This window comes from Olivibacter sp. 47, from assembly GCF_030372825.1.
GTDB lineage: Bacteria > Bacteroidota > Bacteroidia > Sphingobacteriales > Sphingobacteriaceae > Olivibacter > Olivibacter oleidegradans.
On sequence record NZ_JAUCNR010000001.1, the window covers coordinates 752,482 to 776,266 of the forward strand.

Annotated in this window: 21 protein-coding genes; 11 read left to right on the top strand and 10 right to left on the bottom strand. The window is 40.5% G+C overall.

Features of this window, described 5'->3' with window-relative positions; all coding sequences use genetic code 11:
* Positions 1-176 precede the first annotated feature (176 nt).
* Positions 177-1,415 carry a YaiO family outer membrane beta-barrel protein gene (locus tag QT327_RS03260; RefSeq protein ID WP_207303820.1) on the top strand — a complete coding sequence of 413 codons (1,239 nt, stop codon included), beginning with the start codon at positions 177-179 and terminating at the stop codon, positions 1,413-1,415.
* Here QT327_RS03260 and QT327_RS03265 read toward each other — a convergent pair.
* From QT327_RS03265 to QT327_RS03285, 5 genes are all read right to left on the bottom strand, one after another.
* On the bottom strand, positions 1,412-4,756 hold the full coding sequence (locus QT327_RS03265) for a sulfatase-like hydrolase/transferase (RefSeq protein ID WP_207303821.1): 3,345 nt from the start codon (positions 4,754-4,756) through the stop codon (positions 1,412-1,414). The two genes, QT327_RS03260 and QT327_RS03265, sit on opposite strands and share 4 nt — an antisense overlap.
* 119 nt (positions 4,757-4,875) lie before the next feature.
* The gene (locus QT327_RS03270) at positions 4,876-5,952 is read right to left on the bottom strand and encodes a hypothetical protein (protein ID WP_289552001.1); all 1,077 of its coding nucleotides are present in this window, start codon (positions 5,950-5,952) and stop codon (positions 4,876-4,878) included.
* A 19-nt stretch (positions 5,953-5,971) separates the two neighbouring features.
* Positions 5,972-6,334 (bottom strand): response regulator transcription factor, encoded by a 363-nt coding sequence (locus QT327_RS03275; RefSeq protein WP_130858473.1) that lies wholly within the window; start codon positions 6,332-6,334, stop codon positions 5,972-5,974.
* A 7-nt stretch (positions 6,335-6,341) separates the two neighbouring features.
* Positions 6,342-10,247, bottom strand: coding sequence for a PAS domain S-box protein (locus tag QT327_RS03280; protein ID WP_130858474.1), 3,906 nt, complete (start codon positions 10,245-10,247; stop codon positions 6,342-6,344).
* A 192-nt stretch (positions 10,248-10,439) separates the two neighbouring features.
* Positions 10,440-10,754: a hypothetical protein gene (locus QT327_RS03285; RefSeq protein ID WP_130858475.1), complete on the bottom strand. Its 315-nt coding sequence runs from the start codon at positions 10,752-10,754 to the stop codon at positions 10,440-10,442.
* Between the two features lie 203 nt (positions 10,755-10,957).
* On the opposite strand from QT327_RS03285, the gene QT327_RS03290 reads away from it, so the two are divergent.
* The 4 genes from QT327_RS03290 (at position 10,958) to QT327_RS03305 (ending at position 12,901) form a co-directional block, all read left to right on the top strand.
* Entirely contained in the window at positions 10,958-11,743 is a 786-nt protein-coding gene (locus tag QT327_RS03290) for an alpha/beta fold hydrolase (protein WP_242627404.1), read from the top strand.
* A 131-nt stretch (positions 11,744-11,874) separates the two neighbouring features.
* Positions 11,875-12,258: a co-chaperone GroES gene (locus QT327_RS03295; protein ID WP_013667798.1), complete on the top strand. Its 384-nt coding sequence runs from the start codon at positions 11,875-11,877 to the stop codon at positions 12,256-12,258.
* 91 nt (positions 12,259-12,349) lie between these two features.
* Positions 12,350-12,562, top strand: coding sequence for a hypothetical protein (locus QT327_RS03300; RefSeq protein ID WP_130858477.1), 213 nt, complete (start codon positions 12,350-12,352; stop codon positions 12,560-12,562).
* Positions 12,563-12,631: 69 nt separating this feature from the next.
* On the top strand, positions 12,632-12,901 hold the full coding sequence (locus QT327_RS03305; RefSeq protein WP_130858478.1) for a hypothetical protein: 270 nt from the start codon (positions 12,632-12,634) through the stop codon (positions 12,899-12,901).
* Positions 12,902-12,976: 75 nt separating this feature from the next.
* Here QT327_RS03305 and QT327_RS03310 read toward each other — a convergent pair whose 3' ends face one another.
* Together QT327_RS03310 and QT327_RS03315 are read right to left on the bottom strand one after the other, a co-directional pair.
* Positions 12,977-14,227, bottom strand: a complete 1,251-nt coding sequence (locus tag QT327_RS03310) for a PQQ-dependent sugar dehydrogenase (protein WP_013667801.1) — start codon at positions 14,225-14,227, stop codon at positions 12,977-12,979.
* Positions 14,228-14,290: 63 nt separating this feature from the next.
* On the bottom strand, positions 14,291-15,010 hold the full coding sequence (locus QT327_RS03315; RefSeq protein ID WP_289552002.1) for a DUF92 domain-containing protein: 720 nt from the start codon (positions 15,008-15,010) through the stop codon (positions 14,291-14,293).
* 73 nt (positions 15,011-15,083) lie between these two features.
* Between QT327_RS03315 and QT327_RS03320 the strand changes: the two genes are divergently transcribed.
* From QT327_RS03320 to QT327_RS03345, 6 genes are all read left to right on the top strand, one after another.
* A complete protein-coding gene (locus QT327_RS03320) occupies positions 15,084-15,257 on the top strand; it encodes a hypothetical protein (RefSeq protein ID WP_013667803.1) in 174 nt (57 codons plus the stop codon).
* Positions 15,258-15,409: 152 nt separating this feature from the next.
* Complete coding sequence (locus QT327_RS03325; RefSeq protein WP_130858480.1) at positions 15,410-16,081, top strand: YceI family protein; 672 nt, start codon at positions 15,410-15,412, stop codon at positions 16,079-16,081.
* A 230-nt stretch (positions 16,082-16,311) separates the two neighbouring features.
* Complete coding sequence (locus tag QT327_RS03330) at positions 16,312-16,935, top strand: bifunctional 4-hydroxy-2-oxoglutarate aldolase/2-dehydro-3-deoxy-phosphogluconate aldolase (protein ID WP_289552003.1); 624 nt, start codon at positions 16,312-16,314, stop codon at positions 16,933-16,935.
* 11 nt (positions 16,936-16,946) lie between these two features.
* Positions 16,947-18,095 (top strand): galactonate dehydratase, encoded by a 1,149-nt coding sequence (dgoD, locus tag QT327_RS03335; RefSeq protein WP_013667806.1) that lies wholly within the window; start codon positions 16,947-16,949, stop codon positions 18,093-18,095.
* A gap of 97 nt (positions 18,096-18,192) precedes the next feature.
* Positions 18,193-19,500: an MFS transporter gene (locus tag QT327_RS03340; RefSeq protein ID WP_130858482.1), complete on the top strand. Its 1,308-nt coding sequence runs from the start codon at positions 18,193-18,195 to the stop codon at positions 19,498-19,500.
* Positions 19,500-20,471, top strand: a complete 972-nt coding sequence (locus tag QT327_RS03345) for a 2-dehydro-3-deoxygalactonokinase (protein WP_130858483.1) — start codon at positions 19,500-19,502, stop codon at positions 20,469-20,471. Before QT327_RS03340 ends, QT327_RS03345 begins: the two co-directional genes overlap by 1 nt.
* 2 nt (positions 20,472-20,473) lie before the next feature.
* Here QT327_RS03345 and QT327_RS03350 read toward each other — a convergent pair whose 3' ends face one another.
* Genes QT327_RS03350 through QT327_RS03360 form a run of 3 tightly spaced genes read right to left on the bottom strand, consistent with a single transcriptional unit; the run spans position 20,474 to position 23,771 of the window.
* Positions 20,474-21,694 (bottom strand): MFS transporter, encoded by a 1,221-nt coding sequence (locus tag QT327_RS03350; protein ID WP_013667809.1) that lies wholly within the window; start codon positions 21,692-21,694, stop codon positions 20,474-20,476.
* A complete protein-coding gene (locus tag QT327_RS03355; RefSeq protein ID WP_130858484.1) occupies positions 21,694-22,809 on the bottom strand; it encodes a galactose oxidase in 1,116 nt (371 codons plus the stop codon). Before QT327_RS03355 ends, QT327_RS03350 begins: the two co-directional genes overlap by 1 nt.
* Before the next feature lie 26 nt (positions 22,810-22,835).
* Entirely contained in the window at positions 22,836-23,771 is a 936-nt protein-coding gene (locus QT327_RS03360) for a dihydrodipicolinate synthase family protein (protein ID WP_130858485.1), read from the bottom strand.
* Between the last annotated feature and the right edge of the window lie 14 nt (positions 23,772-23,785).

Consider the following 23,785-nt stretch of genomic DNA (forward strand, 5'->3'; position numbering starts at 1 on the left):
ATTTTCAATATCCACTAGTATTAATTATTTATAGACCTAAACAAAGAACTTAAAAATGATGTTACAATAAATAGATGTTCTAGTCTGGTATTTTCATGAAGAGAATTTCATAAAGAAATATCAATTAGAATGCTTATGTTTATTATTCATAAAACAATAAACTAAAAATAAGTTTCATGCACTGTATGAGGGTCCATCTTTTAGTATCAATCCTTTTGATGCCATTTTTTGCCTTTGCTCAAACGAAAACATCTGACGATCTCTTCACCGAAGCAAGGAATGCAGCTTTCGAGCAAAAAAATTATGAGAAGGCTAAACAATTGGCAAAAAGGGCGTTAGCTCAATCGCCCGATTATACGGATGTTGCCATTTTCTTAGGTCGGGTATATACTTGGACCGATCAACCGGACAGCGCAAGAAACGTATTTGAAAACATCCTTTTGCGAGGCGTAACATCGGAAGATCTTTTTTTGGCTTACGCCTCGCTTGAGTACTGGAACGATAATAATCATAAAGCGCTAAACCTAGTTAATCAAGGTTTAACCATAAACGCTTCTTCTGAAGATTTGTTATTACTAAAATCCCGTATATTATATGCTGAAACAAATTATCGAGAGGCCGAGCAAGTGATTGGTAATCTATTGAATATCAACAACCAAAATACTGAAGCCCGAGCATTGGCGGCACGGATTTCAGACAACAGTGCATTAAATGCGATAGGTATTGTCTATAATTTTGTCCATTTTAATAAACAATTTGATGATCCCTGGCATTTGGCCGGTATCAGCTATAAAAGACAAACGAAATTCGGATCGGTTATAGCCAAACTGAATTATGCAAACCGTTTCAAAACCAATGGTTTTCAATATGAACTAGAAGCTTATCCCAGAATTTCAAAAATGTTCTACATGTATCTAAATGCGGGATACTCGGGCGATGTCGGAGTATTTCCCAAATATCGTACGGGCGCCTCACTTTACGCCAATTTACCGAAAAGCTTTGAGGCCGAGATTGGTTATAGACAACTTTATTTTACTGACGCCACTTGGATGTATACCGCATCGGTAGGAAAATATTTTAGAAACTTTTGGTTTAATTTTCGTACCTATCTTACTCCTGATAATGAAGACATATCGCAATCTTATACATTCACCACCCGTTATTATATCGGGGGAGCGAACGACTATTTCGGTGCCGCTATCGGCACGGGTATATCACCGGACGATAAAAATACAAACGTCCTTTTGGAGGAAGCCTATAAACTACGTACCAACAAAATAATGCTTGAATACAATTTCTCAGTGAAAAACCTCCATATATTTAATGTGAACGCAAGCTTTTTCAGGCAAGAATACCAGCCTACCATCAAAGGGAACCAGCTAGATATCGGTATCTCCTATCAAAAGCGGTTTTAATGATTTGGAAGTGGGCCGCTAATGAAACGCAATAGTGAATCTGGAAGCAACGAGTTGTTCTTTATGAATCGATCGTTTTTCTCTTTATATCGATGAAAGGCCGCACGCAATTCATCCCGAATACGACTGTCCTGAACAACTTCCTCATCCAGCCCCTCCGTAAACATGTATAAAGACTCTTCGTTTAGATGATATTTACCCATAACAAAATCGATTAATTGTGATTTCGTCTGCATTAGTGGCAAGCTCTGTTCACTTACCATAGTTGACAAGGTATCCAAACCGTTCCCTAACCAGGTAACATTTTCGGGAATCTGTATGGAATATTGCTTATTTAGAAAACGGAGTAGTGAAGGCGTTATATCTAAATGACTAACAATGTTGGTCAGTTTTGCAGTGCGTTTCAACAGCGGCGAATATATAATTAACGGAACATGATAACGATCTATTTTTGTACGCATAGGTATCTCGGGCATTCTGTGATCGCCGGTGATAATAAAAATAGTTTGATTGTAATCGTTCCTTTGTCGATAGGCCATAAAAAACGATCTTAATGCATCGTCTGCATTCAACACACTTGTGAGTTGTAAAGCATATCGCCTTAATTCAATACGCTGTTGCGGATTAGAGGTAATATCAGCAAGTCGTTCGTCGAATCGTTTTGCAAAAAAATCCGGGTTATTGATAAGAAAAGGATTATGTGTTGAAACGGATAGAAGCACGCTTACTTGTGGTTGCTTATCATTCTCATTCCGGCTTTTTAAAAAATGGTTAAATAGCGATTGATCATCATATCCCCAGCTGAAATCATTTGAAGCAGGTAATTTTTTATAGCTAGGCGGAAACGTTTTCCCATCATTCAATTCGGATAAATCATTTTTCTTCAAAAAGATGTCCATATGATCAAACGAGGCATCCCCTCCATAATAAAATGAGCTGTGGTATCCATTTTTCTGTAGTACGTTCAACAATGAATAATGTAAGGGCATTTGTTCGCCCAGCTCCAAAAAGCCATGTTCTCCAAATGGTAACGATGCCAATACCGATGGTAGAGCGGCAAAAGTTCTCCCACCTGCGCTTAGGCAATTTTCCCAGTAAAGCCCCTGTTTAGCAAGGGAATCCAAGAATGGCGTAAAGTTGCCTAAATAAGCCCCCTCGTTAACGAATGCCCGACCAAATCCTTCCATTAAAAGAATAATAATATTAGGTTTTTTCTCGCTTTTGCGAAAAAAGGGACTTAGTACATCTTCCGTTTCGTCTACTCTTAAGAAAGGGTAGTTCAGTGGATCTAAATAGTAGTATTCCTTAACGGAAACTTCCATATCTCCTACCGATGTCTGTTCATTATTAAATTGTAAAAGGCCACCAGGAAAATAATTTAGGTAGCTTTGTCTATAAAAATAGTTCGATTTATTGGTTACGAGGCTCTTTTCAAAATCGCTAGTCGACCAATGGTCTCTAAATAATTTATCCGAATTGACTAAAAACGACCCTATTCCCGCGACAAAAAAGAAACCGATAAATGCCATAGACCACATCTTTCTCAACTTTATCCAACTAAAACATGCAATACCGACAAAGATGACAATAAGTAGCTTTAGAACATTGACAACATTGATTGCGCCGGATGAACCGATTGTTTGTTTAATTTCAGACGATGAGTAACTATAAATATCAGCACCTAATGGAACAAGCGATACAAGAAAATATTGAACAAGAATAGTTTGTACTAAAAGGATAAGTACAAAAATGCCGGCCGTTACAATTAAGGCCCATTTCGAGGAGATAAAACGAAGGATGTAAAAAACTATAAAACCAAAGAAGCTTGCCGAAAGCCAAAATAAAAATTGATTGAAAAGCATTTGCGCAAAAAGTACACCACCATTTGATAATGGACCAAATTGCTGTGTATAAACGATAAATTCAATGAAGCTAGCGATCAATAACAGCCCTAAAAAAACAATAGATAAATTAATATAAGGGGATACCAGCATGTTAAAACGTTGGGATGACGTTTCAGCTGCTGATGAGTGTTGAGACGCCTGCTTGGCATTAAAACCCCGTCGCGTCATATCTCCCCAGGCTTTTTTCTTGAGTAAATAATCACGGAGTCCCCGGACTGCAGATAATACCACAAAAGGATGGAACAAGAAAGGTTCTAGAATAGCTGTTAACACTAATTTTACGACATCGGTATTCCTTCTATAAACACGATAGGTTACAGTATCAACCAAGATGGCGTAAATAGAGTAGAGAACGCCGAACACCATGACGAAACCGAGCAAAATAAAGAAAGCGGGCCAATCAACTAATCCCAGTATGAGGAAAACAAAAAAACCTATAAACCCTATAAATTCTATTATCGGCCCTAAAAATTCAAATAAAAACCAATATGGATAACTAATTAAACCCGTAATGCCATATTTCGGATTAAAAAATAATTTCTTATGTTTCCATAAGGTCTCAATTGTGCCACGCATCCATCTATTACGTTGACGACTAAGAATCTTAAAACTATCCGGTGCTTCCGTCCAGCATAAAGGGTCAGGTATATTAACAACACGGTACGCTTCATTCTGTTCTTCCATATAGCGCCTCATTCGGACAACCAACTCCATATCTTCTCCAACTGTGCCATGATCATAGCCACCTGCCTTGAGTATGATTTCTTTATCGAATGCCCCGAATGCACCCGATATTAGCAACAAGCCATTTGCACGACTCCAGGCAAGTCTTCCCAGCAAAAAAGCCCGAATATACTCCAATGCTTGGGAACGAGCTAACCAACTTTTTGGCAGCTTTACTTCAACAAGCTTACCATTTTCTATCCTACAATCGTTAGCCAATCGGATAATACCACCACAAGCAATTGTCCGTTTATCTGTTTCTTCCATGAAAGGTTTCGCCAGCTTCAAGATAGCATCCTGCTCTAAGATGCAATCTACATCTATACATACTGCATAGTCGTTACTTGCGATATTTATCCCCACATTTAAAGCATCTGCTTTTCCACCATTCTCTTTATCAACGACTAATAGCTTCTTAAATGCGGGATTCTTACTTTTGTACACTCCCTTAACTTCCTTCGTTGGCAATACATAATCGACGTAAAAATCTGCCTTAAAAAGTTCATACGCATCAATCAATTTTTGCAAAGAGTTATCTTTGCTTCCATCATTGATAATAATAATTTCCAGGTTGACATAATGAATGGAAAGAAGGGAACGTACATTTTCTACAATAGTGGCTGATTCATTGTACGCCGGAGCCAATAAACTAAAGCTTGGAGCGTTAGTAGAAGTAGCTAAGAGACGATAGTCCGTAAAGCTATTTTTACGCATATGCTTTATAATCGCACCCAATGAAAAAAGCCCTATCCATAAATACACTAAACATAATAATATGGCATAAAGTAGGATTCCAAACGTAAAGAATTCATAAAAAAACAACTGCCAGTTCATTAATAATGTCCTTCCATAGCTTGGTTAATAATTGTTTTAGCTGGTTCATCGAGTTGCTTCTTGGTCTCTTCCAGGACAGCAACTCCTTTTGCGGAACAGTTTAAAATAGCTCGGGCTGCACCTAATCTAACTTTACTGTTGTCATTATTATAGAATTCATGTAATAAAAAATTTAGTTCATTTATGCCTGCAATATTCTCTAAGACACGAATAGCCCGCATTTTGTATGCGTCAGATGCGTTATCATAAACCTCAATGACAGCAGCCGCTGTATTTTCTTGAGAAATACGTTCTAGCGTTTTCAGCGACTGCATTTGTACTTTTATTGAAGATGCCGAAATTTTTAATAAGACGCTTTCATGGAGTTCAAGTAATTGAAATTTTGCAATAAGCTTCAATGCAAATATAACAACGCTCTGATTATCCGAATTTAACCAACACTGAACATGATGTGCTGCATTAAGTGGTAATTGCCCGATCGCACTTAGCAGCTTAAGCTGCTGCCAATCTGAAATTGGATTTTGCAAATCATCTAAGAAAGCCAACCCTTGGAACCCCTTCAACCTAACTAAGCCGTACTGTGCTTCTAATCTAATAATGTCCTTATAATGATTTACCAAACTTACAATTTCGGGTTCCGCTTCCGAGATTTGCATGGCACTTAATTCTTGTATAGCGGAAGCCACAATATGCGCATGCCTGCTGGACAACCTTGCTGTACTGTCTTTGTCTAACCTCAGTTGTTTATAAACTACCTTTAAATTGGACGCTGCAATACCTGAAAGACTTTTTTCCGCATTCACTAAACTTCTTGCTAAGTATTTTCTAAATCTTCGATTAGTTAAATGGTCATTTAGCGCCGTGGGTGGCTGCAATGGAATATCAGCGGATGCTGCCTCATATATTACGATGGCTATTAGCTGTTGCCAAGATTTCCTTAAATCTGCAGCACGGTTTTTTTCAATCAAAAAAAACAAAATGACAATAAAAACCAGGAAGAGAAGACTTACCATCACGAGAGTTGCCCAAAAGAAATCAATAATGGGTAAGCCAAGAAGTGTTTCGTTCAACTGCATAATTAATACAGAATTCTATTTAGCGTCCAACGGTAAAACGTTTAATACGAAGAATAAGCTCTCCTGGACTAAACGGTTTGACAATAAAATCATCAGCACCCAACTTAAAAGCGTCCAAAACAACTTCTTCTTGGCCTAATCCCGAAAGAATAATAATGGGTATCGCTTTTTCTTTTATGGCGCGAACGGCAGTCACTATTTCTAAACCCGAAACATAAGGCATCATAATATCCGTGATAACCAGATCGGGGAGTGTTTCCTTTATTTTCTCAAGGGCATCCTTTCCATCGATGGCAGAAATTATTTGATGGTTTTCCTTTGACAGCCTGAATTCAAGAGTTTTCCGTATTAACTCGTCATCTTCTGCAATTAAAATAATCATTCAGCTACTAGTTAAAAGGTGTAATTCCAATTATTTTCTTTACTATTTTTATTTCTTCAAAAATCTTGCGCAACAAGTCTTGCCGAGTAATTTCTACTATACTGTCAGCCCTTTCAAGTTCCTCGGCAAGTTCATTCAGAAGAAGCAAACCGGCCGTTCTTGAGGTTCCTAGCAATTTATGCCCTATCTTTTTTAAAGACTGAAGATCTTGTTCTTCTTGAGCTTGTTCTATTTTCTTGACGGTACCTTCTAACTCAGATATGGTCAATTTTATGAATTCCCTTTTAAACATTTCATCGCCAGCGGCGTAGTCGTCCATCATATGATAATCGACGTGTAAATCGACCGTTATCTCATCTGTTTTTTCCTTAAAAAGCCAGGTCTTGATCTTTAACTCAATATCTGCTTCCACAATAGGTTTTGCGATAAAATCATTAAACCCGGCATCTAAGCATTTCTCCATCTCCCCTTTCACATTGCCGGCAGTAAGTGCTATTATGATAACATCAACGCCGGAGGGCAAAGACCGAATGCTACGTGTTGCTTCTATTCCATTAAGTTCGGGCATTTGAATGTCCATAAAAATAAGGTCTGGCATTTTGACTTTGCAGGCCTCTACCGCAAGCAAACCATTTTCAGCTTTTTCAATTGACGCAAGTGGGGCAATGCGTTCGATAATTGTGCTCGTTAACAACATATTAACCGCATTATCTTCGGCAATAAGCACATTAAAAGGACGAACGACAGCTTTAGATGGCAACCGATCGCTTTCTTCACCATTTACGACATCAATCTTTTGCGTTCGCTTAAGAGCCTCGTACATCTCTTTCGTATTAATCGGTTTCCTTACCCGTGTTACCATTAATTCATTTGATTGTTTAACAATATCTTCGTCTTCAGATGAACTGTATAGCAAAATAATTGGAATGTTGGAATATTCCGCTTTTGGGCTCTGTCGTATTTTTCTAATTACCTCTAAGCCATCTAAAATCGGCATCTGGTAGTCTACAATCAGTAAATCATATTTTTTATTGTCGTATAATTTTTGCAGGGCATCGAAGCCATTACTAACAGATTCAGAATGAATATTTTTCAACGCCAACATCCGTTCCAGTATCATCCTATTATGATCATTATCATCTACGATCAAAACAGATTGCAAGTCGTTTAAATCACCATTTCCTGCAGGATCTCCAAGCTCAAACGACGTTTCTAAGTTAAAAAAGAACGTGCTTCCAATCCCGACCTCGCTTTCCAGCTGCAGATGACTGCCCATTAACGCTAACAATTTATTGGAAATAGTAAGACCTAAACCTGTTCCCCCATATTTCTTAGTAATAGTACTATCTTCTTGGGCAAAAGCCTCAAAAATTTCATGTTGTTTGTCTCGTTGAATACCGATACCCGTATCTGTTACGGAAAACCGCAAAGTAGTTTTGTTATCTGAGGCGCTTATTTGTACTTCTTCTATTTTCAGTTCTATTTCTCCTATTTCTGTAAATTTGACGGCATTACCCAGTAAATTAATAAGTATTTGTTTTAATCGTGCATCGTCCGCCCAGATAAAACGCGGAAGATGAGGAGACATATCGAGAATTAATTCCAATCCTTTCTTTTGAGCTTGGTAGGTGATAACGTTTATTACCTGTTCACTCAAGTCAAATAAGTCTATTCTTTCAGAATTCAGCTCCAGTTTACCCGCTTCGATTTTAGAAAAATCAAGGATATCATTAATAATCGCTAAAAGCGAAACTGCAGAATCATTAACGATCGTGAGATACTGTTTCTGCGTATCATTTAATGAAGTTTTTAATATCAGATCAGTAAAGCCAATCACACCGTTGAGAGGCGTTCTTATTTCGTGGCTCATGTTAGCAAGAAATTCAGATTTAGCTTTGCTGGCTTGTTCCGCTATTTTTTTTGCCTTCCGCAATTCCTCGCTCTTTTCAAAACTTTCTGTTATATCCTGCGTAAACATAACCAGTCCCCCCACTTCATTATTAAAGTGACGCCAAGGTCTGATTTCCCAAATAAGGTGTTGTTCGTGGTCCCATCCCGGTGGCGTCCAGACATCGTCATTTTTTTTATGCACCTCGCCATTCAGACATTTTTTATGAATTTCTTTCCAATCGTCAGGAAGATTCGGAAAAACATCGTAATGTGATTTGCCAATAATACTCACATCTGCTAAATGATAACTTTCATACCATCGTTTGCTGACGGCAATATATCTTAAATCTTTGTCTAACATTGCTACAGCCGCCGGCGCATGCTCAATGAACGTTCGAAGCCTGGCCCTTTCCTCTATTAATGCAACTTCTGCCCGCTTCTTTTGATCTATATCTTGGAAAGTACCGAAAATCCGTTTGCATACACCTTCTATCATTTCGGGTTGTCCGTGGCTTCTGACCCAAATCAATCGTTTCTTTGCGGTGCGTAACTGTAATTCTAAGTCATAAGGTATGCCTTTCGTCACGGCTTCTTGAAATGCTTCTTCTATATACGCACGATTCTCGTCTTCATAAAAGGCCAATGCCTGTTCAATGGTCGGTTCATAATCGACTGCGACTTCATGAATACTTTTTGTAACATCCGACCATATAATTCTATTATTCGTTAAATCTACCTCCCAGCCGCCAACCCGCGCGACGCGGTTGGTCTGCTCCAACATTTCTTTCGTCTTCTTGAGATCACCCTCCAACTTCAAACGCTCAGTCATGTCAATCGCATTTCCAATAATGTAATCGTTACCTTCTGCGTCTTGCTCTAACACATTATTATAGAGCCAAAACAAGGGCTGTCCGTCTTTATGAAGCGTTTTCATAAGCCCTGTATCTTTGCGATTTAATTTGATACGATTCAAATATCCTTTCAGAAATTCGTGATGATAGGGTGGAACTAAATCGAATAAGGACATTCCTAGAATTTCTTCCTTTTTATATCCTAGTATGGCAGCACCTGCTTGATTGACCGACAAAATATTGCCCGCTAAGTCGTGTGTACACATCAGGCCCTGAGAATTCTCAAAAAAAGAACGAAGTTTATTTTCGCTTATCTCTAGCTCTTGATTCTTTAGCGTTTCTTCCGTCATATCACGACCAACGACGAAAATCTCATTTTCTCCGATATTAGGAGTTACAGACCATTGGATCGTTCGATTAGATCCGTCTTTTGCCAATAAACGATTAGTAAAATGAATGGTGTTCTTTCCGGATCGCCTATCCGAAAGTTCGTCCTCTGTCTTCCTGATATCATCCGGATAAACAAACGTTAAAAGTTTCTTTCCGAGCAACTCGCTTTCTCGCCAACCTAAAAGGTCTTGGAAAGCGGGATTCACCATTTTTATGATGCCTTCGGAGGTGACCGAGCTGATCAAATCTTTTGATATGTCAAACAATTTAGAAAAGTACTTTGCTTCTTGGGTATTCTTTCTCTCAAGTATTAAAGTAACCACCTGCTTAGCCAAAAGCTCAAGAAGTCTTTTCTGCTTTTCGTTTAATTCTTTCGGCTTTTTATCGATAACACATAATGCTCCCAATGCATATCCGCGAGGATCAATTAACGGGTAACCTGCGTAAAAAGCGATATTTGGATCTCCTGTAACGAGTGGGTTATGAACAAATCGGCTATCTTTTGCTGTATCGTTTACTTGGAAAACGCTGTCATTTAAAATGGTATACTGGCAAAAGGAAATATCACGGCTCATTTCAACCGTATCGATACCTTTCTTCGATTTAAACCACTGTCTGTTTTCGTCAATAAGTGATATAAGCGAAATTGGGGTGTCGCAAATCAAACTAGCCGCTTCAGTAATGCTATCAAAGTCTTCCTCTTCAAGTGAATCAAGTATATCATAATTTCTCAGCGCCTGCACGCGCTCTTTCTCGTTTTCAGGAATTGGAAAACTTATCATAATTTGGATTTATTGTACACCTAATATACAACAAACAAAAACAAATTAAGTTCTTTATAAAGAAATGTAAGATGATTTAGAAATATCAATGTCGAATCAAAACGACCTAATTTTCATAAAACCGACACAAGTATCACAATAATTCACATGAAAGCTGGTTGCAGTATACTCTTTGTACGTGATCATCATAGTCTAATTATTGTATTGAATTGCCTCTGCCTTATAGTATGAATCAGCATCTTCGCCGCCTGTATATTCAATGCCATGAATAATAACTCCATCTGCACCGACAGCTTTAGCCTTTTCAACTATTTTCCGCTTCGCCACTTCTTCATTGAGCAAAACCTTCGAAGATATATGTCCGATAACTTTATAGTCTTTTTTAACGTCTTTGCTTGCATAATAAACATCCATATGCATCGTCGGATTAAATCGATCTCCAAGATAAGATGTGCCGACGCAGGACATCATACTCAATAAAATAGGTAAAAATAGCTTTTTGTTCATAATTGATTCGATTGTTACTGGTTAGACTGGTGAAACACGTTTTGGTTTAGCAAACGGTTATAACTTGTCGCTATATACCCGGATATTGCCGCATTTCGAGTGCTCACATTCACTAATTCAACTTAAATTTACGTTCAATATTTACATTCATCATGACACGTAGATTACCAACCATTACATTATTAATGCTAGTTTTTTTATCTATGAAAGCTCAACAAACACAAATTGGCAGTTATGCCCAAGTAAATGGCCTGAAAATGTTTTATGAAATCCATGGTAAAGGCAATCCCTTAGTATTATTACATGGAGGAGGATCAACCATTGCAACTACTTTCGGCCGCATTTTACCCGAACTTGCCAAAGCACATCAAGTAATTGCAGTAGAGCTACAGGCACATGGGCACACTACTGATATCGATAGGCCACTCAGTTTCGAACAGGATGCAGATGACGTGGCGGCACTCTTAAAGCAGCTGAGCATTAAGAAAGCGAGCTTTATGGGTTTCAGCAACGGAGGTACCACCTGCTTGCAAATTGCTATACGACACCCCGATTTAGTAGACAAGCTTATTGTGGCCTCTTCCAATTATAAGCGCGGCGGACTGCAACCCGGCTTTTTTGAGGGTATGGAGCAAGCAACACTTGATAATATGCCACAACCATTGAAAGACGCCTATTACGCTATTAATCCTGACCCAAAGGGGCTACAAGCCATGTTTGAGCGGGATAAGGCTAGAATGCTTGCATTTAAAGATATAAGCGATGAGCAAATAAAGAGCATTCAGGTTCCTGTGCTTGTCGTGAATGGCGATACGGATGTAATTCGTACCGAGCACGCACTTGAACTTTCCCGGATGTTACCGCATGCACAACTGGCCATTCTACCTGGTGGGCACGGTGATTATCTAGGGGAAATTTGTGCGCCAAATAAAACAAGTAATATGCCCGTCTTCTTTGTCGCTTTGATTAACGACTTTCTTGGGAAATGACGCCGGAAAACGCACTCCTTATAATTATACTGCCATCAAAACGGATAGACAAGATTTAGTAATGTCAATATGACATCTTCCATCCTTGTTGCACAGCTTTTGCTGAGGCTCGAAAAAAGGATTGATTTTGCATGATGACCATTCATTTGACAGAAAATAATAAACTGAAAAAGTTGATTGTTGTAGGAGATCGGGTGCTGGTAAAACCGGCGAAACCTAATGAGCGGACAGAAAGCGGGCTCTATCTACCACCCGGGGTTCAGGAGAAGGAAAAGGTGCAACAGGGTTATGTTATAAAAACAGGGCCAGGTTATGCTATTCCCGTACCCGCTGATGAAGATGATGCTTGGAAGCCACAAGAAGAGAAGGTAAAATATATCCCCCTACAGGCGAAGGAAGGAGATTTAGCAATTTTCTTGGTAAACGGCTCCACCGAGATCTTGTATCAGGGTGAAAAATACTTCATTGTTCCACAAGGGGCCATTTTAATGCTGGAAAGAGAAGAAGAACTCTAATTCTTTGCATGGCGGCGATTTTTCAAATTTGTTGCTTGACTAAACAATATCACCTCATGACTGTTAAGTTAAGCAACAAATTATTTCTATTATGAAAAATCTTAAAAAGCTATTCGCAACACTATCAGCTTGTTTATTTTTATCGATTATTGGCTGTGGACAAAATAGCCAGGAAAACGAAACGGAAGGTGATTCTTATCGAGATACCGTAGAAGCGCCTACGACTAACGATAACAATATGCGCAATGACCAACCGACGGACGAGTTGACAACAAAGGATTCGCTGAGTACCGACTCTATTTGATGTTGCTGCTAAGCCAACTTGCAAGCAAACTTATCTTTACCTATTTTTGCTAATAATGTTAGCAAACAAATGAAAGAAGAGATAAATTTTTACTTATTACAGGCGGATAAATTCAATCCTTATATTAACCGAAAGGAGCATCTTCAACGTATTTATCCTAAATTGACGTGGGAAACGATTTTAAGCCACCGACGAGAAGTCTATACTCGAGATCGGATAATCATCTACTTAAAACAAAACATAGAAAGATTAGGTGCGCTTGGCTTTAGGGAAGTAGCGGAGCGGCATCTCCATCAGTACGAACGGGAAAGCTATCCGGAGTTATTTTATGACGAGTGAGCTTGGTAGCCACATAAAAACAAAAGGTTCTTTTTAACAAGGAACCTTTTGTTTTTTATACTGTCGGTCAGGGTTTTATTCGCCTGCTTTTTTACCTACTCGAAACAACCATCCGGAATCAGTAACTGCATACAGGGCACCGTCCGGTCCTTCTGTTATTGCCCGGAAACGTTGCGCTTGATCGGCTAGCAGTCTTTCCTCTCCAACTACCTTATTATCCTGAATAACAAGACGAGCTATGTGCACACCACTCAAGGCGGAGATAAATAGGTTATCCTTCCATTCAGGAATCACGTCGCTGCTGTAAAAGGTAATGCCGCTGGGTGAAATTACAGGGTCATAGTAATAAATAGGCTGCTCTAAACCTTCCTTTTGTTGAATGCTATCGCCAATTTTTTTCCCACTGTATTCGATACCATAGGTTATAATCGGCCAACCATAGTTTTTACCTGGAAGAATACGATTTACTTCATCACCTCCCCTTGGTCCAAACTCGGTTTCCCAAAGATCGCCCGTCGTAGGATGAAAAGCTAGGCCTTGCACATTTCTATGGCCATATGAATAAATCTCAGGGCGCGCATCCCCCTTACCCTCGAAGGGGTTACCTGGAGCAGGTTTACCGTCCTTTGTAATTCGAAGAATTTTACCTAAGCCCGACTTCAAGTCTTGGGCTTGAGGTCTTGTTTCCAGATCAGAACGCTCGCCGGTGCTCACGATGAGATTACCTGTTTTATCAAAGAGAATACGACCACCATAATGTAATGTTCCATCATGAACAGGTGTCGCTTCGTAAATGACTTGCGCCTGCTCAATTGTCTTTTCGTCAGCAGCTAACTTACCTTTGCCAACTGCTGTCAAGTTGCCGCCGGCCTTAGGTTCTGAAAAAACCCAATAAACCATCCGGTTATTTGCAAAGTCAGGGTCTATTGTTAGCCCCAGTAAACCACCTTGTCCCCTTGCATCAACCTTAGGTAAGCCCGTAATGGCCTCGCTGATTTTACCGTCTTTTGCAACAATCCGCATCGTACCACCTTTTTCAGTAATCAGAAACCTTCCATCCGGTAGACAGGTGATACCCCAAGGATTTTTCAATTCTTTGTTGAGTACGGTGACCTCGTAAGGAGTGCTTGTTTTTACAGCGCCTATACGCGTTTGTCCCGCGAAAGCTGGTTTATAGTCGCTATTCGGTGAACCCGTCTCTACCGGTGGTAAGCTGGTTGTATCCGCGCCTACCGGTCCGCCGTTCTTATTGGCTGAAGAACTACAAGAGGCAACAGATAATGCTAATCCGGAAAGCAATCCTAAAAATGTTGAGTTATATGACATAGTTTATCTTTTTTGCGATTATAAAACTATTGAATTTTATTTATATCAGCAATTAATCCTACACTAACAAAAAAAGAAGAGTACCATCAAAGCTCCCAGAAGCGTATTAAGAAAATTTACGCCGTTATTTCCCAAATATTGCTTTCTTTCCAAACTCGCACCTAAAATAGAATCGAACAGGTTACCTAAAAAACCCGCAATAGCGATAAAGACGGCTACTTTATTCAATCCTGCATAAACAATCCCCATTAAAGCTGAAGCCATAAGTCCTATCAAGGTACCTTCCACGCTGACGACACCATCTTCACCTCGGATGTCGTGTTTGAAAGTTAACATGTTATAAAAAGAACGGCCATAAAGGGTACCTAATTCGGAAGACAAAGTATCTGCCAATGCCGCTGCAAGACTGCCGACCATCATGATTTTATAGACATCGGTATGCGACACATCTATCAAGCATAAAACTGCTAGCAATCCGGCAACACCTCCATTTGCAAACACCTGTCCCGCTCCCCGTGTTTCTTCATGCTTAGATAAGGCAAGTAACCGCGCTTTATCTATTTTCTTATGTGAAGTTGCCAATACGGCAAGGCCAAAAAATAAGCATAACATCAACAATTCCTTGATTCCCATAGCATAAAAAACCAACAAGCCGATACAAGAGGCTAGCCCGGCAGCAGAAACCGTTAGCTTTTTCGTGAGAACGGCTAACATGGCACAGATTAATAATACAAAACAAAGAATTAGCGAAGAATTTCCCATTAAATTGTCAGGATTATCCAATATAACATCATTTAACAAATTATTATTATTAGAGTTTCTACCTTTACCCCATCACACATAAAACAATTGCGCTATGAATTCCACAACATTATCATTGAAGGGAAATAGTGAAATACTTATCAAAAAACCAGGCGTAAAAGAACTGATCGCCGTTGCAAAGGGAATGAAAAAAGATGGATTTTCCTATGACGAAATCGCGAGAGAAACAAAACTCACACTAGCTTTTGTTATGTCTTTGTTTAAATAGTTCGTTTGCGTGCGTTGCTACCCCTTATATAGCAGCGCACGTAAAATGCAAATGCACGATCATTTGATGTTTAAACATTTATTATTTTAGCAGCTATTTTATTTATCAATCCAATCTACTATTTTTGTAGACATTTAAACAAAAAATAGCGTATGAAGACAATTATCCCAGCATTCGCCCTCGTGCTCCTTTTAGCAGCATGTGGTGGTTCAACAAGCGATCAAGCGAAAACCGAGGAAAAACAGGAAGCAGCGGCAGCAACCGGTAGTTCTTACAGCATCGATACAACCGCTAGTCAGGTCACTTGGCAAGGTACTCATAAAGGCGGCTTAGCTCCTCGTTTTGGAAACATTAAGGTTACAGGTGGTTCATTATCCGTTGAAAACGGGACGGTAGCCGCAGGCGATTTGGAAGTAAGTCTTGCCAGTCTGCAAGTTGATCCTAAGTCTGTTACCGAAGAGGGCAAAAAACATACAGATTTAGAAGGTCATCTAAAAAGTGCTGATTTTTTTGACGTCGCAAAACATCCTGCTGCAAAATTTGTCATCACCGCTGTAGCACCTTACGACAGCACCAAGCAAAAAAGTTTGCTTCCCGGTGCTACTAATTTGGTCAGTGGCAATTTAACGTTAAAAGATAGCACCCTCAATATAACGTTCCCTGCACAACTTACGGTAGCTGAAAACGAAGTGACGGCTAAAGCAAAGTTCACGATCGATAGAAGCGCTTGGGGTATCAACTATAAAACAGAAGGAAGTCCTGAAAATTGGGCGATCAGCAAAGACGTTGAAATCGGCTTTGATTTGAAAGCTGTTAAAAAATAATTCCAAAAAAGTAGTTTGTGAAGGCCTGACGTCAATGTTCAGGCCTTTTTTTATGTCACTAGTCCTATACCAATTTATATACTCATCCAAATAATATAGCAAGCCGCTAACTAAGTCATTTTCTACCACATTGTTATCTATAATAAAAATGACCGCCCATTTTTAAGGTTTTCTTTTTATCTTAGGTCGCGTTGTAATATTTCCACTTATATACGCTAACATCAGCACTTATGTCTATACTGCAGCACATTAAAGAAAATCAATTAGTTGCGATTGTTAGAGGAGCAGATCCAAAGGATATCCTCTCTATTGCGGAAGCACTGTATGAAGGGGGAATCCGTTTATTAGAGATTACCATGAATTCCACCGAACCTCTGGCTGCCATCGAGCAGGTGAGCAATAAACTGGGCGATAAGCTCATTATCGGCGCGGGAACTGTACTGGATAGCACGATGGCAAAAGATGCCATTCATGCCGGTGCGCATTTTATTCTTTCTCCTATATTGGATAAGAGGGTCATTGAGACGACCAAGAGCCTAAACAGGGTAAGCATTCCAGGTGCTTATACAGCGACGGAAATTTACCAAGCTTACCAAATGGGCGCGGATATTATAAAAGTTTTCCCGGCTACTTCACCATCTTATCTAAAAGACATTGCCGGTCCGCTGCCACACATCCCTTTGCTCCCAACCGGTGGCATCACGATCGATAATATTGCAAACTTTAAAAAAGCAGGGGCCGTAGGCTTCGGAATCGGAAGTGCGCTCGTGGATACCAAGCAACAAGTGACCGGCCAATACCTGCTAAACCTCACCCATACCGCTAGAAAATTTGTAGAAGCAGTTAACGTATAATAGCAATTCAGATGAAGATTAAAAGTTATGAATTATTTCAGGTACCTCCACGATGGTTGTTTTTAAAAATAGAAACCGATGAAGGGATCGTGGGTTGGGGAGAACCGGTGATCGAAGGTAAAGCGGCGACAGTAAAAACAGCAGTCGACGAATTGATGGAATACCTGATGGGTAAAGATCCAATGCATATTGAAGATCATTGGAATGTGCTATATCGCGCAGGCTTCTATCGCGGTGGGCCGATTATAATGAGTGCAATTGCCGGTATTGACCAAGCGTTGTGGGACATCAAAGGTAAATTTTATAATGCCCCTATTCACCAGCTATTGGGAGGAAAAGCGAAAGACAAAATGAAAGTCTACTCCTGGATTGGAGGCGATCGTCCGGCAGAAGTTGGCTTAGCAGCGAAAAAAATGGCTGAACAAGGCTTTCTTGCGGTAAAAATGAATGCCACTGAAGAACTCCAGTATGTCGACAGCTATGATAAGATAGACGAAGCGGTTGCAAGGATTGCAGCGGTACGAGAGGCTGTTGGTCCGGCTTTTGGGATAGGGATCGACTTCCATGGACGGGTACATAAACCCATGGCAAAAATATTGGCAAAAGAGCTGGAGCGCTATAGACCGATGTTTATCGAAGAGCCTGTACTACCCGAGAATAACGAGGATCTGCGAGAAATCGCCAACCATGTGGCTATTCCAATCGCAACCGGGGAGCGGATGTTTTCTAAATGGCAATTCAAGGCTTTGCTGAAAGAAGGGTATGCTGATATTATCCAGCCTGATCTTTCCCATGCCGGCGGTATTACCGAATGCAAAAAAATCATCTCCATGGCAGAAGCGTTTGACGTAGCGGCAGCTCCGCATTGCCCGCTCGGCCCAATAGCGCTTGCCGCCTGCTTACAGGTCGATGCTACCTGTCATAATGCTTTTATTCAAGAGCAAAGTTTAGGTATACACTATAATGAGGGAAGTGATTTGCTCGATTATCTCGTAGATAAAACCGTATTTGAATATGATGGGGGCTATGTAAACATCCCTGACAAACCGGGACTAGGTATTGAAATTAATGAAGAACATGTAAGAAAAATGGCTGCCATTGGGCACAATTGGAAAAATCCGGTTTGGAGGCATCAGGATGGCAGCGTAGCCGAATGGTAATTGAGTTATTGCGTTCTAACCGGTTTGTCTGACTACGAAAAGCCGATAGCTAATTAATTACAACTGATAACTACCTGCTAAAAGCTAATACCTAAATATGAAACCGACAAAAATCAGGCATCAGATGCTCTTTCTGATCTTTGTAAATGTAGTTATAAACTACATGGATCGAAGTAATCTAGCCGTGGCGGCATCTGATATTGGTAAAGAATTTAAATTCTCATCCGTACAGATGGGGCTTATCTTTTCAGCCTTTAGCTGGACCTATCTTTTATTTCAAATCCCGGGCGGAATTTTAGTCAAGCATATTAGTCCAAGAATATTATACGCAGTCAGCCTCATTAGCTGGTCCTTTGCAACCCTCATACAAGGTTTTGCCAAAGGCTTTGCCACTTTGTTCGGGCTACGTATGATAACAGGCGCATTCGAAGCGCCGGCCTTTCCAATTAATAACCGCGTAGTTAGTGCCTGGTTTCCGGAAAATGAAAGAGCATCGGCCATAGGAATTTATACGTCCGGCCAGTTTTTAGGTCTTGCTTTTTTAATGCCGATACTTTCAAAAATTCAAGCTTATGTAGGGTGGAAGGGTCTTTTTGTTGTAACGGGACTCATCGGCGTCATTTGGGGTTTTGTCTGGTATTTTTTTTACCGTGATCCGATGAAACATACAAAAGTCAATAAAGCCGAGCTCGAAGTTATAGAAAGCGGAGGTGGCTTATTGGACCGAACGCTTACAGGGACCGGTCCGAAAAGAAGCTTCCGGTGGTCCGATCTAAGGGAAGTATTATCCTACAGAAAATTGTGGGGCATTTACATTGGTCAGTTCGCTGTGAATTCTACCTTATGGTTTTTTCTTACCTGGTTTCCTAAATACTTGGTTGACTACCGCGGAATGGGCTTCATCCAATCGGGATATTGGGCTTCTATACCGTATCTTGCTGCGTTCTTGGGTGTGCTTTGCTCTGGCTTCCTCTCCGATTATTTGATTCGAAAAGGCATTTCAGCGGCAAAAGCACGTAAACGTCCTATCATAATTGGTCTTTTAATCTCTGTACTCATTTTGGGTGCTAATTATGTCAATGCACCTAGTCTGGTGATTTTATTTATGTCTTTGTCTTTTTTTGGTGTCGGCTTTGCTTCGATCACCTGGATATTTGTTTCTACCCTTGCACCGAAACATTTGATTGATATAACGGGCGGTGTTTTCAATTTTATCGGCCAGTCGTCCGGCATTATCGTTCCCATAGCCATTGGCTTTTTGGCAAGTGGTGGTAATTTTGCACCTGCTTTGATTTTTGTTGCTTCGCTTGGCCTCCTAGGTGCCTGTTCTTACCTCTTTTTAGTGGGAAATGTTGAACGCATAAAATCTAATGATATTGCTGAATTACCAAATAGTGAAATTTAATGGATACATTTTTAAGCTGCGATTGGGGAACAAGTTCCTTTCGATTACGCCTAGTTGAGGTAAAAAGTTTCAAGATACTTGCCGAAATAAAAAACGATTCAGGTATTTTGGAGACATTTACCGCTTGGCAACAAAACGAGCCTGCGACGAATCGTGTTTTGTTTTACACTTCAATCATAACGAACCACATCCGAATACTAAGCGAGAAGCTTCGTGTTTCGCTTAAGGGAATACCTGTAGTACTATCAGGAATGGCATCGTCTACGATAGGGCTCATTGATTTACCTTATAAAGTTCTACCCTTTGAAATAGATGGTTCTGACTTGCACATCGAAATGTATAAAAGTGACGAGACGACCAATCCGCTTATTATTGTCTCCGGTGCAAGAACTGAAAACGACGTTATGCGAGGAGAAGAGACCAAAATAGTGGGCTGTGCTCAATTGATCGGAAACGATGAGTCCGAGCAGCTGTTCGTTCTTCCAGGTACGCATCCAAAACATGTTCTAATAAAAGATCGCCGGATTATCGGTTTCAAAACCTTTATGACCGGCGAATTTTTTGATCTCCTTTCAACAAAAAGTATCTTGTCAGGATCTATAGCCGCGGGAGAAGATTTAAATAGTCGGGCAAATCAGAAAAGTTTTATGGAAGCAGTACAGCTAAGCCAAACCACCGATCTACTTCACCATAGTTTTCTAGTTCGGACCAATCAAGTATTGGAACGCCTTTCTAAACAACAGAACTATTACTACCTCAGTGGGCTGCTTATTGGAGCGGAGCTAGCGAGTCTGGAATCAAAAAAATCCATATACTTACTTGGGGGGCCCGCGCACCGTTCCTTATATACCTTGGCGTGTTCGACCCTCGGTATTGAGATTATACAGTCATGGGATGCCGATCGGGCTTTGATTCAAGGGCAGGCAACAATTTTCTCAAGAATGAAAGATAGTTCATCCCTTCTCGCTTAACACTAATCTTTTTTTACTTTAACGGCAAATAACGTCCAAGTGGCCAAAAGTAGCAGGACAGCGGAGAACTGATAAATAATCGAGAGATCAATCTGTGCATCTTTCAATGCGCCTCCAACATATACCATCAGCCCTCCTACGATGGTACTCAGAAAATTGAGGAAACCATAGCCCGTAGCGATATATCGATCATCGGCCACTTGCCTTAAAATAGGCATCAGGTTAGCATCATTAAATCCTCTTGCCAGACCAAAGATCAGCATCGCAATGATGGCAATGCCAAAGACAGAAGTAGATGCCATTAAAAAAAGAAACGGGGCGCCCAAAGTAAAACCGATAATAAGCATATAAATTCGGCCCCTATTGTTTTTACGAGTCCAACGATCTGCCAAAATCCCTCCTACGATGACGCCAATAAATGAACCGATCTGAATGTATCCGGTGGCGGAAATTCCGGCTTCGCCGAGGTCAAGGTGAAAATGCTCTTTAAGAAAGGTAGGTAACCAACCGTAAACAAGCCAATTTACAATACCTAACACTGCAAAATAAAACAAGAGAACGTAAAACGAGGCCTTACTAAAAAGATTTTTCAGTGCCCCACGGATGTTAACTTCTAAATCGATTGGAACTACTTCCGTTAAATCACTTTGCGTGCGTTGATGATCTTTTAAAATTTTTAATAAAATAAAAGAATAAACAATTCCAACAATACCAAAAACGTGAAAGCCATAGCGCCATCCCCATAGTTCTGCAATGTACCCACCGATACCGCCCAATGCTAATCCGGCATATAGACCACTCATATGTAAACCGGTTGCCAGCGACCGTGTCCGCCCTCGGTGGTAATCGGTTATTAGGGCCAAAGCGGCAGGAATATAACATGCCTCACTTATACCCATGATGATGCGCGCAACTAGCATTTCGGAAAAAGAGCTTGCAAAACCTGTCCATAAGGTAACCGCCGACCACACCATAACGCTAAAAACAATCACTTTCTTTCTACTGTACTTGTCGGCGAAGAAACCTCCAAAGGGACTTAAAATCCCATACGACCAAAGAAAGACCGACGTCAATAGACCGAATTGTGCATCCGACAGTTTGAAATCAGCCACAATAGGATCGTGCATCGAAGTTATTAATATACGATCAAGGTAATTTAAGAAGGCTACTACCCATAATAAAGCTACAATAAGCCATGCGTAACGATTAACAGTATGTTTCATTATTGATCCGTTATTTTTTCAGGTGTCAGTCTTAGCACGCGAGGGGTACGAACGGCAGGTCTTACTTCTCCCCCCGGTATTATGACAGCATCGTTCCATATAGTTAAACTGGTCGTTACCGGAGCCCAGCTGCTCCCATTTGGATTGGCAATTGCATCTTCTTTTTTATCAGTGGGAACCTCTCCTATTTTCTTCCAGGTATTTGTGGACACATCATAATCTAAAATGTTCGTAGAAAAACCGGGGTGTTGCTGTTTCAATTGATTTGCTTTTGCAGCCAGCTTCCCATCATCGCCTCCAAAAATTAAAAGATGGTATTTGTTAATACCATAAGCCGGATTTGGCGCCGCTACAACTGATTGGGGAAGATCGGCTATTTTCTTCCACCCTACCTGGGGGGTATATTCATAGGCATCTTTCAGGTATTCCCTAACTCCATCCACCAGCTTTGCTCCGCTGAATAAATACAATTTACGATGCTGAACACCTGCAACCGCTAACATTCTGGACGGTCCCGGCCAAGGGTCAAGTACCTTCCATTCTTTCGTATCGGCAGCAAGATCCAATGCCCAAAAATTTTTCTCCGTTGTCTTGGAGTCCGGTTTCCTGATACCGCCCGCTATATAAATAACATCTCCTAACAGTACCCCTGTACAATTGGCTAATGGGTGGGGTAAATCGGGCAATGTACTTTTTTCAATTCTTCCGTTGTCATATCGCAACATCCAAACTTCCTTGTGATGACCATTTTCATTACTCCCTCCGATAAGAATCACTGCATTTCTCCAAGATACGGATACTCCATAACCTAATGGTTGCGACAACCTCCCTACTTCTTTCCATTTGGCGTTTGGGTTGTCTAGTGCGAATACCCGATCGTACCATACCTTATCAGAACCGGTCCAAGGCGCACCGCCATCGGGAAAATTTGCACCACCTATAACCAAAAGTGCGCCATTGCTGACTCCAACAAAAGAACCCGCAAATCCAATCGGATCCGGGAGTGCTTGCAGCTCATCCCATTTTAATTGATTTGTAGAAACGAACTGCGCCACTCCTTTATTTAAAGAAAAAGTCATAAGAAAAATGAGAAGTGAATAAGAAGATCTGTCCATGCTAACATTCAATTATATTTTACAGCTCACTGCTCTTCGCTCAGTATTTCCGAAGCCTGCTTCACCACGTCAAAAAAACCGTTCACATCTAAGGCGTTTTTCAGCTGCAGCACGTCGTCTTCATTTAGCGGCTCAAGTGGTAGCCGACAAGGACCGAGATCAAAGCCTATCATCTTCATGATTGCCCGTTGCGCAGGAATCGGCGGATATTTTACAAGACAACGCACCATGTTAACCGAATGCAATTGCATGTTTGCCGCTTCCTCATAATGTCCGTTTTTATAATACCTTAATAGTTGTAAATAGAGCGATGCAGAAAAAGTATAAGTGCTACCAATAGCTCCCATCGCGCCAACGGCAAGTGCCGGTAGAAGCATCTCATCGTAGCCGAACAGCACATCAAACTTACCCCCTTTATAGTTTAGACAGGCTTGATATTCATGTAAGGTAGAGGCGGTATATTTAAGTCCGGCAAAATTAGGGATCACTTTTTCAGCCTGTTCCAAGAAGGCGAGCATATCAATGGCGATGCCCGTTAATGTAGGGATATGATAATAGTAGAAGGGTGTATGAGGTGCTGCAGAAGCAATCTGAGCCATACTATTCACCAGATTGCTCACAGTAGTAGGTTTAAAGTAAAAAGCTGCGACGGAAGAAATAGCATCAGCGCCAATCTGTTCTGCATGGGCTGCCAATCGTCGACAGTCCGCAATCGAACTGTGTCCAACGTGCACCAGTACCAATATCCGTTTATTAGCAGCTTTCACATAGGCCTCAGCAATAGCCATGCGTTCTTCCACCGTTAAATTCGGCCCCTCTCCATTCGTTCCGCAAATAAACACACCAGATAATCCATCGGCTACCATTTTATCTACTATTCTCGGGATAATATTCAGATTTATTGTTCCATCTTCGTGATACGCCGCAAAAGTTGCCGCTATTAATCCGGTAATTTTATTCATATATTTATTTATTG